Origin of the sequence: Spirosoma arboris, assembly GCF_009754945.1 — a bacterium.
Taxonomy (GTDB): Bacteria; Bacteroidota; Bacteroidia; order Cytophagales; family Spirosomataceae; genus Spirosoma; species Spirosoma arboris.
Map to the genome: position 1 here is coordinate 195,164 of NZ_WPIN01000004.1, position 18,561 is coordinate 213,724.

An 18,561-nucleotide genomic window follows, 5' to 3' on the forward strand; every position below is an offset into this window, starting at 1 on the left:
ACAAAAGATTTAAAACTTATCGAACGCGACAATTACATTTTCTGTCATCCCGACGTCAGAAGGGATCTTAAGTTTGACTATTAAGCAAGTTGAGATCCCTCCTGACGTCGGGATGACAGAAAATCTAGTTAATACGTTTTTGTCATATCGACAGGAATGGCGATTACGAAGTCGGCCAGGTTTCGATTTTCACTGGCGGGTTTGTTAATGTCGGGTATCTCGACTGAGGAAATCGTCAGGATTTTAAGTGATGGTTGTTGTTGACGCAGATACCACACAATTCCCTCGAAATTTTTGGAGTGATAATCACCATTAAAATGCAGTAATGTCTGGCCCGGTTTCAGATTTTGCAGAATGAAATAGGCCATTGTGGCGTCCTTGATGGCTTGGGCGCGGGCAAAGTTGGCCGTCATATCACTAGTCATACCATGCGGATTGGCACTGGATGAACTAGTGGTGCTGCCTGGCGAGGAGCTTCCACCCATCATGTCCATCATGCCTTTATAGCCCGGTAGCGTTAAATCAACGGTGAGTGGCAGCGGAGCCATTTGTTGTTTTGCTTCGGTAGAAACCGTATCGAGGGCCGCCAAACCCTGGCGTGATACCAGTCGCGCATACCGACGTGGTACATTCGTTGCCACGAACGGAATGTGTTGCTCACGAGCAAAATCGGCAATGGGTTTATAATCTGTATTGAAATTGGGCCATAAACGGGCTTGCGTAGCAAGTTCTTTCGCGGTTGTTTTTCCCTGCACATAATCGCTGAGAGCGACTTGATTATCAGCTTCAAACATTTCCGCTCCGAGTACCAGATTCCCTTTTTTAGCCGCCTGTAAATCTTTAGTCAACTGGAATTCGAGCCAGTGGCAAATGGGATCGTTGTGCAATTCGCCGAACAATACGACATCGGCTTCTGTTGCCTGACGAAGTAATTTGGCGTAAGTTGTGCCCTTTAGATTTGGGGTATATAATCGGTAAGCAGGTTTATCTGGACTACGGAAGGCGACAGCCAGAACACAAATCAGTACAAGAGTGATGCGCATCAGTCAACGAGTTCGTATCTTCATGCTGTAACCAATCGCCGAAACAATTAGTTACCTATGTGGCCATTAGCCTTAACTTCCTCATGAATTTATTAGAAAATCTGCGTCAGTTTCCCGCTTTAGAGGGTGTACCAGATGAACAACTTCAATGGCTTATTGATCAGTCTGAAGAAGTTGGCATTCCTGCCGATACGATCATTTATAAAGCGAATGATCCCGTCGATTACCTGTCACTATTGCTGGAGGGACGCATTCGAATTGATACGGGCTCTAATAGCTCAGGCGATGAAATTCTGACCTACGACGCCCACGCCATTTTGGGAGTCTTACCCTTTTCGCGGATGAAAAGCATTCCGAATCGGATGGTGACCGAAAAGGCAACCCGTTTACTCCGGCTTCACCGCAACCAGTTGCCCGCCCTGATTCATGCTTGCTATGAGCTAACCGAAGCATTGGTTCATCAAATGACGACCCGCGTCCGGGATTTTACGAAATTGACCCAGCAGAATGAGAAAATGGCGTCACTTGGGCGTTTGTCGGCGGGATTAGCTCATGAACTGAATAATCCAGTGGCGGCTGTTGTTCGCTCGGCCGATACACTTAAGACGCATATGCGGGCCACCCCCGAAGCCTTTAAAACCATCATGCACCTTAGCCTGACCGATGAGCAGGTGGACTCGGTCAATACGGTGTTTTTCGGGAAACTGGATCAATGCCTGGCTAAAGGCTCTAGTTCGCCAATGACGCTACTCGAACGAAGTAGCCTCGAAGATGACCTGACCGACTGGCTTGATGATCATGGCGTAGACGACTCAGTGGATTTGGCTGGGCCTTTGGTCGAATATTGCTTTACAGTAGATGATCTGGACTGGATTCTGGAAAAAATCGGTGATAAGAACCTAGTCGGTGTTGTTACCTGGTTGGTCAATAATCTGGTGACAGAGAAGCTGGTACTGGACATCAGCGAGGCTTCTAAACGAATTTCAACGCTGGTCAACTCGATCAAAAACTACACCCATATGGATAGGGGAGTGGGGAAAGAGCGCGTTCAATTGGCCGAGGGTATTCGCAATACGCTTATCTTGCTTGATCATAAAGTCAGAAGTAAGCATATTAGTGTAACACTCAAATTGCCCAGTGATTTGCCTGAAGTCTGCGGCTGGCCAGGCGAGTTGAACCAGGTCTGGACTAACCTGATCGACAATGCTGTCGATGCTCTCCCCGACGGTGGAAAACTCGAAATCAGTAGCCAACCCGACGGGTCAGAATTTGTATTGACCAAAGTAATTGACAATGGAGCAGGTATTCCTAAAGATATTCAGGATAAGATATTTGAGCCTTTTTTTACTACCAAAGGAATAGGAAAAGGTACTGGTCTTGGTCTCGACATTGTTCAGGGAGTTGTGAAGCATCACAACGGCTCCATAAAAGTTCGGTCGGAGCCAGGCCGAACAGAATTTAGTATTTGTTTACCAACACAATGAGTGAAAGAGTGAATGAGTGAAAGAGCGGACTAGCTAATCATTCATTCGCTCATTCGCTCATTCTCTCTTTAGCCCATGAAACTGCCCATCATTTTTGCCATTGACGACGATCCACAGGTATTGCAGGCTATCCAACAGGATTTGCGCAAGAAATATCGGAAGCAATACCGCATTATAGCCACAAGTTCGGTCCAGGAAGCAATTGATTCATTGCCCGAATTCAAGAAAAAAGGAGAGGAGGTAGCCCTGTTTCTGTCTGACCAGCGGATGCCCGAGATGACGGGTGTAGAGTTTCTGATGCAGGCCCGCAAGATCTTCCCAAATGCCAAACGTACCTTACTCACAGCGTATTCGGATACCGATGCCGCTGTTCGGGCTATCAACGAAGTTCAGTTAGATTACTACATTGCTAAACCCTGGGACCCGCCCGAAGAAAAACTATATCCGGTTCTCGACGATTTGCTCGACGACTGGCAATCTGACTATCGGCCCGCTTTTGAAGGGCTAAAACTAATCGGCTATCAGTTCTCGTCTCAGTCGCATGAGTTAAAGGATTTTCTGGCAGGCAATCTGTTTCCATACCAGTGGCTCGATATTGAAAATGACGCTCAGGCGCAGGAGTTGCTCGATTTACACGGCAAAACTCGTAATGATCTGCCCGCTGTAGTTCTCGAAGAGGGAGCCATAATGACACGGCCTACAATTGCCGAATTGGGTGAAAAATTGGGGTTGCAGCCTAAAGCAACCCAAAGTCTATACGATCTGGCCATCATTGGAGCGGGGCCTGCCGGATTGGCGGCTGCGGTTTATGGCGGCTCCGAAGGGCTAAAAACTATTCTGATTGACAAGCGTGCACCTGGCGGGCAGGCGGGTACGAGTTCGCGGATAGAAAATTACCTTGGCTTTCCCAATGGACTGAGTGGAGCCGATCTGACCCGGCGGGCTATTACACAGGCCCAGCGTTTCGGAGTGGAGTTTTTGGCCCCTCAAGAAGTTATTTCCATTAAGCCACAAGGATTATACAAGCACATTAGCATGGCCGATGGTAGTGAGGTAGTGGCAAGGGCTATTGTGTTAAGTACCGGTGTAGCCTATCATAAATTAGAGAATGAAAGTCTTGATAAATTCACTGGCGCAGGAGTTTATTATGGTGCTGCTACAACCGAAGCGTATGCCTTCCGGGGAAAGCCAGTGTATGTCGTTGGCGGAGGAAATTCAGCGGGGCAGGGGGCTATGTATTTATCCAGAACTGCGTCTGAAGTATTCATTTGCGTCCGTCGTCCTGATTTGTCCGAAACGATGTCCCAATACCTTATCGACCAGATCGGACGAACGCCGAATATTACGGTATTAGGTTGTACGGAGATTGTTGAGGGATTGGGCAACGAGCAGTTAGAATGCCTAATTCTGGAAAATATGGACTCGCACGCACGCCGGAAGGTGCAAGCCGCCGGGTTGTTTATTTTTATCGGTACAAAACCCTTTACCGATTGGATCGAGATGGATATTATTAAAGACGCCAAAGGATTCATTGCCACCGGCCGGGATCTGGGTCGATACGCCGATTTCAAACAGGTCTGGAAACATGACCGGGAGCCTTATCTGCTCGAAACGTGCAGTGCAGGCATTTTTGCGGCTGGTGACGTACGAGCTGGGGCCATGAATCGGGTAGCTTCCGCCGTAGGTGAGGGTGCCATGGCCGTAAGTTTTGTTCATAAGTATCTGGCAGAGAATTAAATTGATTTCTTTATCAGCGAGAAAATTCTTTCCTTTCTTTCTTACAACAATTTATTCAGTGCCCAAATCACCAATCGGCCTTACGACCTTATTGGCGATTTGGGCACTGATGTTCGGCATGATTGTTGATTCTATAAATATATTATGTGCTATTATAAGTGACAAATCGAAAGCTATTGCTAGCTAGAATAGAGTTCGAGATGGCTAGTAGTGCATAGCTTGTCATGCTGGGGAGAGCTTTCTTTTCAGCCTTAATAAATTCCTTTTTTATAATGAAACAGTCATTTTTCGCTTGCCTGATTCCCGTAGGTTATGGATAGAGCCTACCGAATCTAACACGACACCCTCTATGATCTAAACTCTACTTTAATCTTTTCACAGTGGTGGCACCACTGATTCATACTAGCAGCAGAGGTGCCACCTCTGCCTCCAATGCACTAAATTAGTTAGTTGATCATGCGTACAATCCTATTTTTCTGGGCAGCAGTCTTGGCTGCAACAGCGGCAATTGCCCAATCCAACCGATTTGAAGAGAACAAGCCGCAACTTGGCGTTAGCCTAAAGTATAACAGTACTCAGAATCGTTATGAGGTTTATGCACGTCCAAATTTCAAAGGCAGTCGGTTTGCACTTGGTCCTTCACAAATATCTGTTGTTTTGCCAAAGGCGGTAGCCGACCAGCCGCTTACCATTGTTAGTAAAACAGCTAACTGGGCCGATTACTCGATCGTGTATGCTCCCCAGGCAGAGCCTGATGTCGACATTCATGGGGTTACAACTATGGGTATGTTAATTGATTTTGAAAAAAGCGCACAGATTTTACTCTTTTCCTTTTCACTGCCCGCTGGCCATGTAGATGGGGTTCGATTGTTCGTGAATGAGAAAGATCCCAACTCGGCGCAACCTGGTATGTTAGGGGGCGACTTTACGAATGTAATCATAGGCATGGACGGTTCGAATAGCACTGACTTTTTCCGCAGTACGTTGGGTCAGACTAGCTTAACTGCCGCTAATTGATGATGAGATTGTTGATTCCGAAAGTTTAAAATAGGTCAGCAAAATGGAATCGCAATCAAGAAAGTCTGAAGGAATGATGCGTAATAAAAGCTGTTTTCTTTAGTACATGAATAAAATAAAACTGCATATTTGAACATGTATCCAGAAGAACGCGTCGGACAGTTAGAAATCCTGTCTGTTGATCATGGTCGGCAGATTGAAACCATTGCCAAGGACTGGCAGACTTAACCGTAACGGTTAATAACCGATTTGATCGGATAGAAAAGGATATTGCTGGTTTAAAGTCAGATATAACTGGTTTAAAATCAGATATGCCTGATTTACAGTCAGGTGTATCTGATTTGAAAAGTGGGCAAACTCGCTTAGAAACAACAGTCGCCGATATTCAACAGACGCAGCAGTTGATTTTGACTATCCTAAAGGACAAATTAAAATAGCCTGTTTAGACGCGGAAATAGCGTTCTAGTGTGCCTTAAAAAATTGTGGCTGTTTGTTCACCTGATATCAGGAAACAAACAGCCACAATTTTTAAGAGTAAATGATAGTAAGCTTCTACATACGTCTATTTCGTTCGAATGGCAATCGTTTTCGTCTCCTTAATGACGTCCATTGTAGCGATGTCATTGGCCGAAATCGCGGCTATTACCTCTTTCGTAGTTGCCTTTCCGTTAAGTGTAAAATGCTCTATACCGTTAAATGCCGATGCATCATTGACAGGAACTGACGGTGGTGGCGGTGGAGGCATCCTGTTTATGGATGCCTGTTCGCTTTTATCCTCCAATGTAAAATTAATGGGTAAGTTGTATCGGACATTCACCAGTTTGCCATTCTGAGTTGCTGGTTGCCAGTTAGGCATATTTTGTACAACGCGGATGGCTTCTTCATCAGCTCCATAGCCAATACCTTTCAATAGCTTCACATCGGTAACCTCGCCGGTTTTCGTCACAATGAAATTGACAAATACCCGCCCTTCTGCTTTTGCTTTCTGAGCAGTAGCCGGATATTGCAGATGGTTAGCCAAATACGCGCCCAATTCTTTCATACCACCAGGGAACTCTGGTTGATTTTCAACTACGGTAAAAATTTCACCCTCTACCTTTACGGCTTTTCGAGTTGCGGCCTGTTCGTTAGCCGGTACAACTGCATTCTGCGATTGATCCTGGCCCGATTGCGTACACATAACCAGACAGGCTGCTACGGGCAGAATCAGGGCGTAGCCGAGTAATGCACGGCGATGAGATGCGGGTTTTTGTAACATAATAATCCGTTGTTTAAGGGTTGATTTAGAGACGAAAGGAGTCGTCAGGGCTGTAATTGGCATGTTGAGTGCGTAGGCTACGAGCTGACGTGGGTAATCGGGTTGGGGAGTTTTAAGGACAGTACGGTCGGCCAGAAATTCGTGGACTTCCTGTAGGGCATGTTTGTAGAGCCATAGCACTGGATTGAACCACAAAGCGGCCTGCGCAATTTCTATAAACAACACGTCCGCCGTATGACGCTGACGAATATGTGCTTCCTCATGGCGCATTAACGCATCGGGTTCGGTGAGTGAATCGGTCTGATTCAGGACCAGGTATCGCCCGAATGAAAATGAAGGGGTAGAATCGTCGGGAAGACGGACGAGAGTATAGTCTGGTTTGTGTTGCGTACTACCTCGGTTGATAAGTTTAAACACCGACAGCAGGTTCAGCCCTAACCGCAGGAGCATCACCGCTACGCCAATGCTATACAAGAGCCAAATCCATTGCGTTATGGTTAAGCTATTCGATTGACTAGCTGATCCGACAACAAATGTGGGCAATGTAAGTGTACCCATTGGTAAGGAGTCCGCTGTTCCAATCGGTAACTCGACCAGTGGGAGTACTAATGCCAGGCCAACTGTTGCCAGTAAATACGCCCGGTTCAGGCCGAAAAACGTATTCCGACGTAAGAGCAGCCAATAACAGCCGTAGAATAACAGCAAGTACAGGCTGGCGATCAGGAGATAGGGGAGTGTGCTCATTTCTTCTTCGAGGTTATCAGAATGACGCCATTGGATGCTTTTGCACCGTATTGGGATCTTGCGGCCGCATCTTTTAGCACGGTTACACTCTCAATATCTTCAGGCTTCAGTTTAGAAATAGTTGGGATTTCAACGCCGTCAAGGATATAGAGAGGCTCCCCTCCATTTAATGCACCGCTGCGAATTGTGATGAATGTCTTTGATTCTCGCAGCGAATCGGGCAGACGCATTGCGTATCGCTGTTTATTGCCATATACAGAGTCGTTATCCAATGAGAGTTGGCTATTTCTATTCTTGTCAAGGACAAAGCCTGATTTCTGCTCAGGGCTGGTTTGAGGAGTAGGCGCAACTTGTCCTGTCCGTTTGTCTTCTCTTGTTTCCAGTGAGAACTGGATAGGGAGGTTGTATTGTACAGCGACCGTTTTACCATTTTGCTTACCAGGAACCCACTTTGGCATCTGGCTTACTACACGTACAGCTTCTTCATCGCAACCGCTACCAATACCTTTTAGAATACGCAGATCTCGGATACTGCCTGTAGTAGAGACAACGAACTGGACAAACACCCGACCAGATATCTTATTTTGTAATGCTTCTGAAGGATAGCGTAAGTTTTGGTTGAGATATTGGCCTAAGGCCCTCATCCCTCCAGGAAACTCTGGCTGCTTTTCAACAACGGTGAAAACTTCATTATTTCGATTGCTCTGGGTAGCGGATTGAGGCATAGGATATCCTACGACATGCACATCATTCAACTGGTTGTCAGATGCTTGTCCTGTTCGTTTATCTTCTTTGTTTTCCTGCGCAAATTGAATAGGTAATACATATTGGGTAGCAACCGCTTTTCCATTCTGTTTTCCTGGAATCCACTTTGGCATTTGTCGGACAATGCGCAAGGCTTCTTCATCACAGCCGCTACCAATACCCTTCTTAACGACTGCCGAACTGACGGCTCCGGTTGGTAATACCACAAATTGCACAAATACATTGCCCTGAACACCAGCAGCTTTGGCTTTGGCGGGGTACCGAAGCGTATGCGCTACGTACTGCATCAAACCAGGTATGCCAGTTGGAAAAACGGCGGGTTCTTCAACAGCTGTATAAACTTCCCCATTGATCGTTTCAGACGACGGAGGTGTTCGAATCGGCATTGTAGGATTGGGTTTTATTCCCTTATACGCTGCCGTTGCACCCATGGTGGGCAATTCGTTTGGATCTGCCAGCGCTAAGGCTACATCAATCGTTGTTCGATTTTCGACTGGAATAACCATGCTTGTAAAGCCGACGAAACTTACGCCCAGCATGGCCGTTTTAGGAACATTCTCAAGTTGGAAGTGCCCCTGTGCGTTAGTTTGTGCTCCTTGGCGGGTACCAACTACTACTACATGTGCCCCCGGCAATGGTTTTCCATCTACAGCACTTGTCACTTTACCCGAAACCGTGATGGTTTCATCGGTTACCTGACTCACAACAGCGGCAATCTCTTCCCGTGCGGTGGTCATGGCTAATAAACTGAACACCAACGGTATTACTAACGCATACTTGCCCAGTGCCCAGCGGGTTGTCGCCTTTTGGTGTAGCATCATGATTCGTTGTTTCAACAGCGAGGGATTGAAAAAACTGTTCGTTAGGGTATCCGGCCCGCTTAAGCCAAGCTGTGTACCGAAGGAATAGGCCACCAAGAATCGGGCATATTCGGTTGGTTGGCTAGCTGGCTTATCGGCTAAAAACTCGTGTACCTGACGTATCAGTCGATCCATTAGCCAGAGCGTTGGGCATGCCCAGAAAAAAGCCTGTAGTAATCCCATCCCCAATACATCGGCACTATGGCACTGCCGGACATGAACCAGTTCGTGCTGAATAATCAGCTCATTTCGGGTATCGGCTGGGTTAAGAATAACGTATTGGAAAAATGAAAACGTAGGAAGTTTTGGGTCGTTTGGCTGGACGAGTACGTAGTCCTCATGCACTTGCCGGGGCGACTGTCGAATCAGCCACACTAACCGCCCAACACGTATCCCCAAACGAACTAGCAACACCAGCGTAACCAACGCATAAGTCCATATGCCTAGTTGCTCCCAATCTGGGCCTGTTTCAACAGGTGCAGCAACAACTGTTGAAACAGGTAGAGCAATCACACCCACGGGCATGGTGACAGGAAGTGTTTCGACGGTTTTGGTCGGCAGAATGGCTAGCGGCAGAATCAGGGATAGAATGACCGATGCCAGCAAATAAGCCCGGTTAAGGCTGAAAAACGTGTGCCGACGCAACAGTAGCCAATAACAGCCCGCAAACAGCAAGCCATAAAGGTTAGCTTTCAGGAGATAGTCAAGGGCGTTCATTGATCTTTCTGTTTGTTTAGGAGTTTGATAATTTCGTCGGCTTCGGTCAGGCTGATGTTTTTGTCTTTCACGAAAAACGACACCAGCTTTTTGAGCGAGTTATCGAAGTAGTTCGCCATGAGTTGTTCGGTCTGGAAACGACGGTATTCTTCTTCGGTAATGAGCGGATAGTATTCATGCGTTTTGCCATAGGCGGTGTAACCAACCAGCTCCTTTTTTTCCAGAATACGGATAATAGTCGAGACAGTATTGTAGGCGGGTTTCGGCTCGGGTAATTCGGCCAGCACATCTTTGACGAAGCCTTTTTTTAGCTGCCAAAGAACCCGCATAATCTCTTCTTCGGCTTTGGTAAGTTCGCGTATCGGCATGGTTAACAGGAGACTAGTTGATTATGATCGAAATGTATGACTAATGATTTAGTTTTACAACTAATCTATTAGTTATTTATTTTTGAAAAATAGAAAACCCCTTTTCTAGATCAGAAAAGGGGTTGACGTTCTCGCTTGGCTACGCCGAGTGAGGGCTATCGTTTTAACGGCCTCTGGCCGGTGTGGTGCAAAATATATCCAAAACGGGCCAGAGGCCCTTGAAAGGATAGTCCTCACTCGGCGTAGCCAAGCGAGAACGGTAGAATAGCAATAATTGTGGTGAGGCTCCAGGCGAAAATCCTGTCAAATCACTTTGTCAATGTAGGGCCAGCAGCGGTCCAGTCAACGGGGATGTTTGAGAGAAACCAGCTTTTGCCTTTGTCGTTGTTGCCTTGGTAAAACAGATAGGTTTGTCCGCTCTTGTCGGTGAAAATGTGCGGATGACCCGATTCGCTGGAATTCCAGGTTCCTGGTGCGCCGTTTTTAAGGAAAGGCTGGGTTTGAACACGTTCCCAATGGATGCCGTCGGTACTGCGGGCAACGCCGATTTGCTGAGGCCAATTATTATAGGCACCTGCGTAGAACATATACAATGTGCCCTTGCGCTCAATCACCGATGCGCCTTCAATGCATTCGCCTTCCCAGGGTAGCTCTGGTTTTAGAATTGGTCCTTTGGTGTCTACCTGTTTCCAGTCTTCCCGGTTGAAGTTCGTATTCGCTGACGCTACAGCCACACCCAGTTGCTGGATTTTATAGCTTGTATCGCGGGTAGCGAAATAAAGAAAATACTGGTTTTTGAACTTGATAACATCGGCGTCGATGGCCCTTCCACACGACCAGTCACTGATGGCTGGATGAAAAATTGGATTGGTTGGGTTTCGCTCAAAATGAATACCATCGGTTGAGACCGCATGACAAATGGCATCGTTGCGCCCATTGCCATATGTCTGGTAAAACAAATGCACCTTGCCATCCCGAACAAGCGCGCCTGGAGCACATAAGCCTTTCTTCTCATACTCAGTAACTGGCCTGATCTCGCCGACTTTCTGCCAGGTAGTAAGGTCAGTACTACGGGCAATACCAATACCCCAATGATCTGCTCCGCTCGAATCTTTGTAGACAGGCACAGAATAATACATCAGGTAGGCTTTGCCAAAATGAACCACGTGCGGGTCTTTAGCGAAGCCTGATTTCCGATGCGTCGTATCCCCAAACATCATTTTGGGGCTTGATGATTGGGCAATAGTGCGTGTCGAGAGCGACCAGATTAGCGTAGTGACTATAAGTAAACCCCTGAGGTTATACATGATTACTGCGTTACTTAAACAACGGCGCGTGAATCTGACGAAGCGTCTCGACAGGAATCTTGATGACTTCTCGGTCGTAAGTCAATAACCCGTTTACTTCCCCTTCTACGTCTGTGGTTTGGGTATAAACGGCCGCCGATAAAGCCTGTTTCTGATAATACTCGATGATTTTGGCGTATTTCTTCTGATACGCTTTCAGCACCACATCGGCTGATTGATAGGTCTGATAGCCCCAGTTACGCATCTCTGGATTCCAGAGGTGACCCTGAACCGGCCAGCCGATGCCACCAAACTCACCAATCACAACCACCCGGTCGGTTTTAGGTGCAGGTGCGTTTGGTTCTTCCTGATACGTGTGAATGTCGTAGAAATCACCCGCGCCGAGGTCGTTCCAGCCGCTGGATGCGTTAACTGTTCGACTCGGATCAATCGCTTTCACCCAGTCTGCCAGCCGTTTGTTGTCGTACTGACCCCACCCTTCGTTATGAACAACCCAGGTTACAATACTGGGGTGGTTGTGCAGGCGATTCATCATCCGGCGCAATTCCAGTTCAAATTGCTCCTTTCCTTTCGACCGGCGAATTGGCTCCGACTGGTCGCCCGGATATTCATTCTGACCCTCCAGAAAGCCTGACGGCATATCCTGCCAAACCAGTATACCCAATTTGTCGCAGAGATAGTAATAGCGCTCAGGTTCGACTTTGATGTGTTTGCGAAGCATATTGAAACCCGATTTCTTGAGAAAATCAATCTCAAATGTCATGCCCTCATCAGACGGGGGTGTTAGCAAACCACCGGGCCACCAACCCTGATCGAGTGGGCCGTTCTGAAACACAAATTTGTTATTCAGTAGCAGAACTGGCTGGTTCGCGACTGGCCCAGCACCAAGCGCAATCTTTCGCATGGCGAAATAGCCCGTTACTACATCGAGCGGATTCCCGACAACCGTTGCATTCGCGAAAGCTGTAGTTAAAGGAGCATCCTGGCGTGGACGTTTGTTGCGGGGCGTATCACCAAAGGGATCAGTTACAGTAACGAGCTCAGCTTTAATAGTATACAGAAACGGACTGTCTGGTGACCACAGTTTTGGATTTTTGATCGTTAGCCAGGCTGTTCTGCCCGCCCGAACGAGCGTTGTGGCTATCGTCTGATTGCCGTCCATAGCTGTCAGGCGAATGGCCGTCGTATAATTGTTGGCAGGTTGATCAAGCAATACATCTACCCGAAGGCGGCTGGAATCAAGCTCGGGCGTCAGTTTTACTTCCTCAATGTAGGTTTGCTTCGGAACGGGTTCCATCCACACCGTTTGCCAGATACCCGAAACCGGTGTGTACCAGATACCATTCGGATTCATTAATTGTTTACCACGCGGCTGTTCGCCGTTTGATGTTGGGTCGGTTACGCCCAATACCAATTGGTTTTGTCCGTCTTTTATATAATCAGTAATATCGAAGTTGAACGCGTCGGAACCGCCCGTGTGCGAGCCAACTAACCCACCGTTTACCCATAGATTGCATTCATAATCAACCGCACCGAAATGAAGTAAAACCCGTTGCCCGGACCAATCTTTGGGTAAACTAACGTCCCGACGATACCACAATCGCTGATCAGCCGTGAGTGATTTGTTGACTTTCGAAACTGTCGATTCCAGACAGAACGGCACCAGAATCTAACCATCATAACGGGTAGGTTGGGGCGCCGTTTTGGGCGTGATGGCGTACTCCCACATACCATTTAGATTCTGCCATTGTTGTCGCACCATTTGCGGACGTGGGTATTCGCGCCAGGCATTTTCGGGTGTAACCTGTTTTTCCCAACGGCTCATAATAGGCGCGGCACGCGGTTGATTGGGAACCGGCGTTTGGGCAATCGATATTCCTGAGCCTAGCAGGGTAAGGCTAAGGGCAGCGGAAAGAAATCGGGTGGAAAGCATAAGTGTGACTTTTCTAGATAAGGATTGTTTAGGATTATCCTGATTTTGTCATTCCGACGACAGGAGGAATCTCAAGCTTGACTAATACGCAACGTTGAGATTCCTCCTGTCGTCGGAATGACAAAATCAGGGATCAAAACTTTACTTGCTCAATTTCCCTTCGAGCATCTTAATAAAGTATCCGCCCACTACCGAACGTGCCTGAAAGCCAACCTGTTTCGCATTGGTTGTTTCGTGCCAATCACAAAGCGGTACGCGCGAAGGGGTTTCGTTGACGTATTTCCAGACGGGTTTGATGAATGCCTCAAAATCCCGATCTGATTTGGCGAGGGTAGCTGTCCACACAATCCAGTCCGACTTAGTGTAGGTCTTGCGACTATCTAAGGGAAGCCCGTACGGCTTTTGCTTGGTCAGGTAATAGGCGATTTCTGTTTGGGGAATCTCCTTGGGAAAGACATTCATATCCAGTAATTTATCCCAAACCAGATTATATTTCTGGCTCCAGGTGTCGGACTGATTTTCGAAGGTTAAGTCGTAGTGAGGCAGTTGGGAAGCCGTTTTGTCAAGGGCGAGTTGCTGCCACTTGGTCGCCATTTCCCGTGCCGTTTTCAGATAGCTTTCTGACGTTGCTTTGTCGCCCAGTTGAGCCGCCATTTGGCCATAAGCCGCAATGCCTAAAATGGCCTTTACCGACAGGTTCGCATTGCGGGCAATGTGCCCGGCAAAATCGTCGGTGCAGAGCTGGTTGGCGGGGTCGAAGCCGTCTTTTTTGAGATAATCAACCCAGGTTGTCAGCGTTTTCCAGTGTTGTTTTGCATAGTTGGCGTTGCCTTCTGCACCCGAAATGGCACCTGCTAACAAGAGCATATTACCACACTCTTCAACAGGCATATCTTCGCCATAAGTTTGGCCGTTGGCTAACGGATACGTACCTACATCGTGAGCGGCAAAGGGCTTTTTCCACTGCCCACTTTCTGAGTATTGGAAAATAGGCTCCAGCATGCCTTTCAACAGCGTCGGGTTGTAAAGTAAAAATAAAGGAGCCGAGGGGTAGGTCACATCAACTGTACCGATGGAACCATTGGAGAAATTTTCCTTCGACAGAAATAGTGTTTCGCCTTTTGGACCGGCTACAATTTTATGAGCGGCAATCGCCTGTCGGTACGCCAGCACGCACAAATCAGCATATTCTTTACCCCCCGCTTTTTTCGCATCGGAACGGAGCTTATCATCGAATTTCGTGCAGGCCGATCGGAGCCGATCGTAGTCTTTCTCCGCTGCTTGAAGTAAAGAGGGCATCGTTACTTTTCCGTCCCGATTCCACCAGGGACGCAGATTCTGCTTAAAATACTGTACTGAATACAGATCGTCATAAGCTAACATCAGGTGCTTTTCGGCGGCTTTCGTTACGTTGCCAAAGTCGAGAACGCTGGCAACGGCTACGTCAACGGCTGCCCTGGGTTTGTTCGCTGGTACGGCTGCTTTGTTGTCGGTGGGGAGTTGGCCAGTTGTCAAAAATGCCTGTTTCAAACCCGGCGCCATACCATTGCCCGTCTGGTTACCTTTTTCCTGCGGGGTCGCCAGATACGCGTAACCCCAGTCAATACGCACATTGTCGCCTTTCTTTGCCAGTAGAGATTGCGCTTCAGTACCAACAGTTTGGTAAATTAGGCCAGGAGCCTGCCCCGCTTTCATCACCACTTCCTGCCCAATCGTATTCGTTGCCAAGGTGCCGGATTCACTCAGATAAACCTGCACCGAATGCGACTTGCGATCCTGCGACCGAACCTCGAACGTAACATATGTAATGGGTCTTGCGGCTACTTCCAGTTCTTCAAGTAGGAGGGGTGACATAAACGTGACGGCCAGACTGACAGGGCCAGCCGTGAACATATAATTAGTTTGCGTAGCCGATACCGTTACACCCGTTTGGGTTGCGGTTGTAATTGATGATGTCGTAACCGGGTTGACAATACCCACATCGATAAATGAGCCACCTCGTGGACTCACGCAATGCACGGCTAGTACGTTTTTGCCTTTCTGCAATGCTTTCTGACCAGCCACGGGGAAGGGCAGATAAATATATTCGTTGACATAATCGGGCTTATCTAAAATCTTGATGCCGTTTAGATAAACGACTACATCGTCGTCATGATTGATGGACAACAATAGTTTCGATGGATCAGCTTTGCCATCATACGTAAACTCCCGACGGTAATAGATCCCATCTTTCATAGCCGCATTGTCACTATTTACCCATTTCGTTTTGGCGTCAGGCGTATCGCCAAACGGTCCTGGCCCAGATTTCCAGCCGCTGGCGTTGAAATCTGATTTTTCCCAACCCGCATTTGGTTTAGTCGTGGTGTATTGGGCAGTATAGGCCTGCACTTCACCAGTTGGAAGAATCGGTTCGTAAGTAGTTGGTACGGCTCCCAGAAACTGATATGCTTTGCCATCGACTCGTACAATGCCTTCCAATGATTGAGGTTTGCCCGTCCAGTGGCGCGTTGGCGAATCAGTGAGTTTATCCGTCATACTCCAGACACTGAAATAAGGGTCATGCGTAATGAGCGGGTAAGCAGGTGGACGTAGTGTCTGAGCATATGTAAGCCCAAGGGATAGAACAAAAAGGAAGGGAAACAAAAAGTGGAGAGCGGGATTTTTACTCATTAAGAAAGTTTGTTTGGGGGAGTTTCCGTTGCGGGTACTATAAGCCAACAGAATGGGCTCCTTTACTTATGAGAGATAGATTTTGGGATGATGGCTACACAAAGGATATGTAGTTTTTAAAAATTAAAAATAAGCTAAAAAAATGGCTTGTTGCATAAAATAACCTTCCTGTGGGCTGGTAGAGGGAGAATGTTTTATGCAACAAATTGACTAGTTGCATAAAGGATTTTTCATTAATATAATTTCATGTGTTTGCCCGGGTAGAACTGCTAATTAGGCTACTTATCAATCAACTACCAAACTCTTAAATTTCTTTTCATTGTCCATGAAACAGGTAATTGTACTGGCGGTTGGGCTGTTGCTGACTGGCCTGAATTCGGTATCGGTTGCACAGCAAATTTCAAAGGAAGAGCTTATCTTCCTGACGCCCGACTGGAAAGGTGAACGCTTCCCCGATGGACGTCCCAAAGTACCGGATGCTATTTTAAAACGCATGAAACTGGTGACGCACGAAGAAGCCTGGGCCGTTATGAAGGGCGAAAAATACCGATACCAGTTTGCCGGTGACTGGCAGACGATCAACCCCGATAGCGTACTGGTAGGCCGTGCCCTCACCGCTACATTTATGCCCGGTCGCCCGGATGTACACCGGGTTACGGATGAAAAAGGACATACAAAAGATGGCCGTGTGAAATCGCAGAATGCCTGGCCAATCGATATGCTTGTTAAGGGCGATGTATATGTGGTCGACCAGTTTGGCATGCACGAAGACGGACCGACTATTGGCGATAATCTGGGCAATTCAATTTATGCTAAAACGGGTAATGGTATTGTCTATGAAGGTGCAGTTCGGGATGTGGCCGGATTGAAAGAAATTGGCGGGTTTACGTCTTATTTCAGAAGCTATCACCCTTCGCACCACAATCCTGAGGGCGATCTGAATACAACATTGGTGGGAATCAATCGCCCGACGCGCATCGGTAAAGTGATGGTAATGCCGGGCGATGTGGTATTGGGTCGTGATGGTGGTGTTGCGTTTATTCCGCCCCATCTGGCCGAAAAAGTGGTAAAAACATCGGAGATCATTCGCTTGCGTGACATGTTCGGTCACTTGCGACTGCGAGAGCAGAAATATACACCAGGCCAGATTGACTCGCGCTGGTCGGATGATATAGAAAAGGATTTCTCGAAATGGCTCAACGACCACGTTAGCGAACTGCCTGTTCCGAAAGAGCAAATTCAGGATTACCTCAAAACGCGTACCTGGTAATTTTTATTAAACACAGTTGCCTAAGTTGAGCGTAGTCTGAGACTACGCTTAACACAAGTCCTAAAACTTTCCTTCCTAAGTTATGACAACATCTCGTCGTTCTTTTTTGACTAAGAGTGCCTTAGCTGGTGTTTTTAGTGCCAGTGCGTTGGCCAGTTTCGGGGAAGGGCTGGAAACAGCGGTTCATCATGCGCCACAATCTTCCGCGCCCTCCGACCTGAAAATTACCGATATCAAATGTGGCTACATCCGCAATGGGCATAGCCTGTTCGTGAAGATTCACACGAATCAGGGAATCTGGGGCTGCGGTGAAGCCGTCGATGCATCGGTTGGAACGTACCACCTGGTGAAATTAATGGGTGAGCGGATTAAAGGGAAGAGCCCGCTCAATGTGAATCGACTATTTGAAGATGTTCGGAAGTCCGGCTTTTTCGAGGGTGCCCAAGCGGGGATTTACATCTCTGTGCTGTCCGCTATCGAAACGGCGCTTTGGGACTTGACCGGGAAAGCACTCGGTATGCCCGTGTATCAATTGCTGGGCGGGAAATTCCGGGACAAAATTCGGGTTTACTGCGACACTGGAGCCTATCGTGAAACGGATACCAGTCCCGATGCCTTTGGTAAAAGCGCCAAAAAAGCCGTCGATATGGGTTTCAATGCCGTGAAATACGACATCGACGAACGCAACGACCCCAACAAATACGATGCTTACAACTGGACAGCCAGCCAGGGCGAATTGGAACGGATGTACAATCAGATTGCCGGTGTCCGTAAAGCTGTCGGACCTAAGGTTGACATCTGCGTCGATATGCATGGCCGGTACGATGTAACAACGGGTCGGCGAGTGGCCAAAATGATGGAACCCTTGAACTTGCTGTTTCTGGAAGAACCCATTCCGGCCGAAAATCCGGAAGCGTACAGGCAAATTCGGGAAGCGTCGAATACGCCTATCTGTGCGGGGGAGAACCATTATCTGGCGCACGGATTCCGCAAACTCCTCGAAATAGGTGCTGTCGATATTATTATGCCCGATTTGCAAAAAGCAGGTGGATTAGGTGAGGCCCAACGGATTGCCAACCTGGCCAACTTATATTATGTACCGTTTGCTCCTCACATGGTAGCCTCGTATCTGGGTGCGATGGCATCGAGTCATGTCTGTGCCTCAGTACCGAACTTCCTGATCCTGGAATGGCAGATTTATTTCCACGAAGAACCCATGTTCAAGGAAATCGTCACCTTCGATGGGCCTATGGTGGAAAAAGGGTTCATCCCGCTATCCAACAAGCCGGGTATTGGCGTGGAAATTAATGAAGAAGGCATGAAGAAGTACGCTCCGAAGGACGTACCGTTTTTTGTGTAGATAAGTTTTTGTGACAGGACTAACAGGA

Annotated in this window: 13 protein-coding genes; 5 read left to right on the forward strand and 8 right to left on the reverse strand. The window is 47.6% G+C overall.

The features are described from left to right. Positions 1-128: 128 nt before the first annotated feature. Positions 129-1,043: a ChaN family lipoprotein gene (locus GO755_RS11995; RefSeq protein ID WP_157585012.1), complete on the reverse strand. Its 915-nt coding sequence runs from the start codon at positions 1,041-1,043 to the stop codon at positions 129-131. Positions 1,044-1,126: 83 nt separating this feature from the next. Here GO755_RS11995 and GO755_RS12000 point away from each other — a divergent pair, with 83 nt between their 5' ends. From GO755_RS12000 to GO755_RS12010, 3 genes are all read left to right on the forward strand, one after another. After that, complete coding sequence (locus GO755_RS12000; RefSeq protein ID WP_157585014.1) at positions 1,127-2,527, forward strand: ATP-binding protein; 1,401 nt, start codon at positions 1,127-1,129, stop codon at positions 2,525-2,527. Positions 2,528-2,602: 75 nt separating this feature from the next. Further along, on the forward strand, positions 2,603-4,264 hold the full coding sequence (locus GO755_RS12005; RefSeq protein WP_157585015.1) for an FAD-dependent oxidoreductase: 1,662 nt from the start codon (positions 2,603-2,605) through the stop codon (positions 4,262-4,264). Between the two features lie 456 nt (positions 4,265-4,720). Further along, on the forward strand, positions 4,721-5,281 hold the full coding sequence (locus GO755_RS12010) for a hypothetical protein (protein WP_157585017.1): 561 nt from the start codon (positions 4,721-4,723) through the stop codon (positions 5,279-5,281). A gap of 562 nt (positions 5,282-5,843) precedes the next feature. Here GO755_RS12010 and GO755_RS12015 read toward each other — a convergent pair. The 7 genes from GO755_RS12015 to GO755_RS12040 all read right to left on the reverse strand — a co-directional run bounded on the left by GO755_RS12015 (position 5,844) and on the right by GO755_RS12040 (position 15,903). Further along, the gene (locus GO755_RS12015) at positions 5,844-7,283 is read right to left on the reverse strand and encodes a M56 family metallopeptidase (RefSeq protein ID WP_157585019.1); all 1,440 of its coding nucleotides are present in this window, start codon (positions 7,281-7,283) and stop codon (positions 5,844-5,846) included. Next, positions 7,280-9,625 (reverse strand): TonB family protein, encoded by a 2,346-nt coding sequence (locus GO755_RS12020; protein WP_198174818.1) that lies wholly within the window; start codon positions 9,623-9,625, stop codon positions 7,280-7,282. Before GO755_RS12020 ends, GO755_RS12015 begins: the two co-directional genes overlap by 4 nt. Continuing rightward, positions 9,622-9,993 (reverse strand): BlaI/MecI/CopY family transcriptional regulator, encoded by a 372-nt coding sequence (locus tag GO755_RS12025; protein ID WP_157585021.1) that lies wholly within the window; start codon positions 9,991-9,993, stop codon positions 9,622-9,624. Before GO755_RS12025 ends, GO755_RS12020 begins: the two co-directional genes overlap by 4 nt. 308 nt (positions 9,994-10,301) lie before the next feature. Continuing rightward, positions 10,302-11,300, reverse strand: coding sequence for a family 43 glycosylhydrolase (locus tag GO755_RS12030; protein ID WP_157585023.1), 999 nt, complete (start codon positions 11,298-11,300; stop codon positions 10,302-10,304). A 10-nt stretch (positions 11,301-11,310) separates the two neighbouring features. Next, positions 11,311-12,963, reverse strand: a complete 1,653-nt coding sequence (locus tag GO755_RS12035) for a glycoside hydrolase family 2 protein (protein ID WP_317165850.1) — start codon at positions 12,961-12,963, stop codon at positions 11,311-11,313. Positions 12,964-12,969: 6 nt separating this feature from the next. Further along, positions 12,970-13,233, reverse strand: a complete 264-nt coding sequence (locus GO755_RS41425; protein ID WP_227686934.1) for a hypothetical protein — start codon at positions 13,231-13,233, stop codon at positions 12,970-12,972. 141 nt (positions 13,234-13,374) lie between these two features. Beyond that, positions 13,375-15,903 (reverse strand): glutaminase family protein, encoded by a 2,529-nt coding sequence (locus tag GO755_RS12040; RefSeq protein WP_157585025.1) that lies wholly within the window; start codon positions 15,901-15,903, stop codon positions 13,375-13,377. A gap of 325 nt (positions 15,904-16,228) precedes the next feature. On the opposite strand from GO755_RS12040, the gene GO755_RS12045 reads away from it, so the two are divergent. After that, complete coding sequence (locus tag GO755_RS12045; protein WP_157585027.1) at positions 16,229-17,173, forward strand: RraA family protein; 945 nt, start codon at positions 16,229-16,231, stop codon at positions 17,171-17,173. Between the two features lie 82 nt (positions 17,174-17,255). After that, positions 17,256-18,533 carry a mandelate racemase/muconate lactonizing enzyme family protein gene (locus GO755_RS12050; RefSeq protein ID WP_157585029.1) on the forward strand — a complete coding sequence of 426 codons (1,278 nt, stop codon included), beginning with the start codon at positions 17,256-17,258 and terminating at the stop codon, positions 18,531-18,533. Positions 18,534-18,561 lie beyond the last annotated feature (28 nt).

Coding starts and splice junctions, on each gene's coding strand:
- GO755_RS11995 (WP_157585012.1), bottom strand. CDS start 1,043: ATGCGCATCACTCTTGTACTGATTTGTGTTCTGGCTGTCGCCTTCCGT.
- GO755_RS12000 (WP_157585014.1), top strand. CDS start 1,127: ATGAATTTATTAGAAAATCTGCGTCAGTTTCCCGCTTTAGAGGGTGTA.
- GO755_RS12005 (WP_157585015.1), top strand. CDS start 2,603: ATGAAACTGCCCATCATTTTTGCCATTGACGACGATCCACAGGTATTG.
- GO755_RS12010 (WP_157585017.1), top strand. CDS start 4,721: ATGCGTACAATCCTATTTTTCTGGGCAGCAGTCTTGGCTGCAACAGCG.
- GO755_RS12015 (WP_157585019.1), bottom strand. CDS start 7,283: ATGAGCACACTCCCCTATCTCCTGATCGCCAGCCTGTACTTGCTGTTA.
- GO755_RS12020 (WP_198174818.1), bottom strand. CDS start 9,625: ATGAACGCCCTTGACTATCTCCTGAAAGCTAACCTTTATGGCTTGCTG.
- GO755_RS12025 (WP_157585021.1), bottom strand. CDS start 9,993: ATGCCGATACGCGAACTTACCAAAGCCGAAGAAGAGATTATGCGGGTT.
- GO755_RS12030 (WP_157585023.1), bottom strand. CDS start 11,300: ATGTATAACCTCAGGGGTTTACTTATAGTCACTACGCTAATCTGGTCG.
- GO755_RS41425 (WP_227686934.1), bottom strand. CDS start 13,233: ATGCTTTCCACCCGATTTCTTTCCGCTGCCCTTAGCCTTACCCTGCTA.
- GO755_RS12040 (WP_157585025.1), bottom strand. CDS start 15,903: ATGAGTAAAAATCCCGCTCTCCACTTTTTGTTTCCCTTCCTTTTTGTT.
- GO755_RS12045 (WP_157585027.1), top strand. CDS start 16,229: ATGAAACAGGTAATTGTACTGGCGGTTGGGCTGTTGCTGACTGGCCTG.
- GO755_RS12050 (WP_157585029.1), top strand. CDS start 17,256: ATGACAACATCTCGTCGTTCTTTTTTGACTAAGAGTGCCTTAGCTGGT.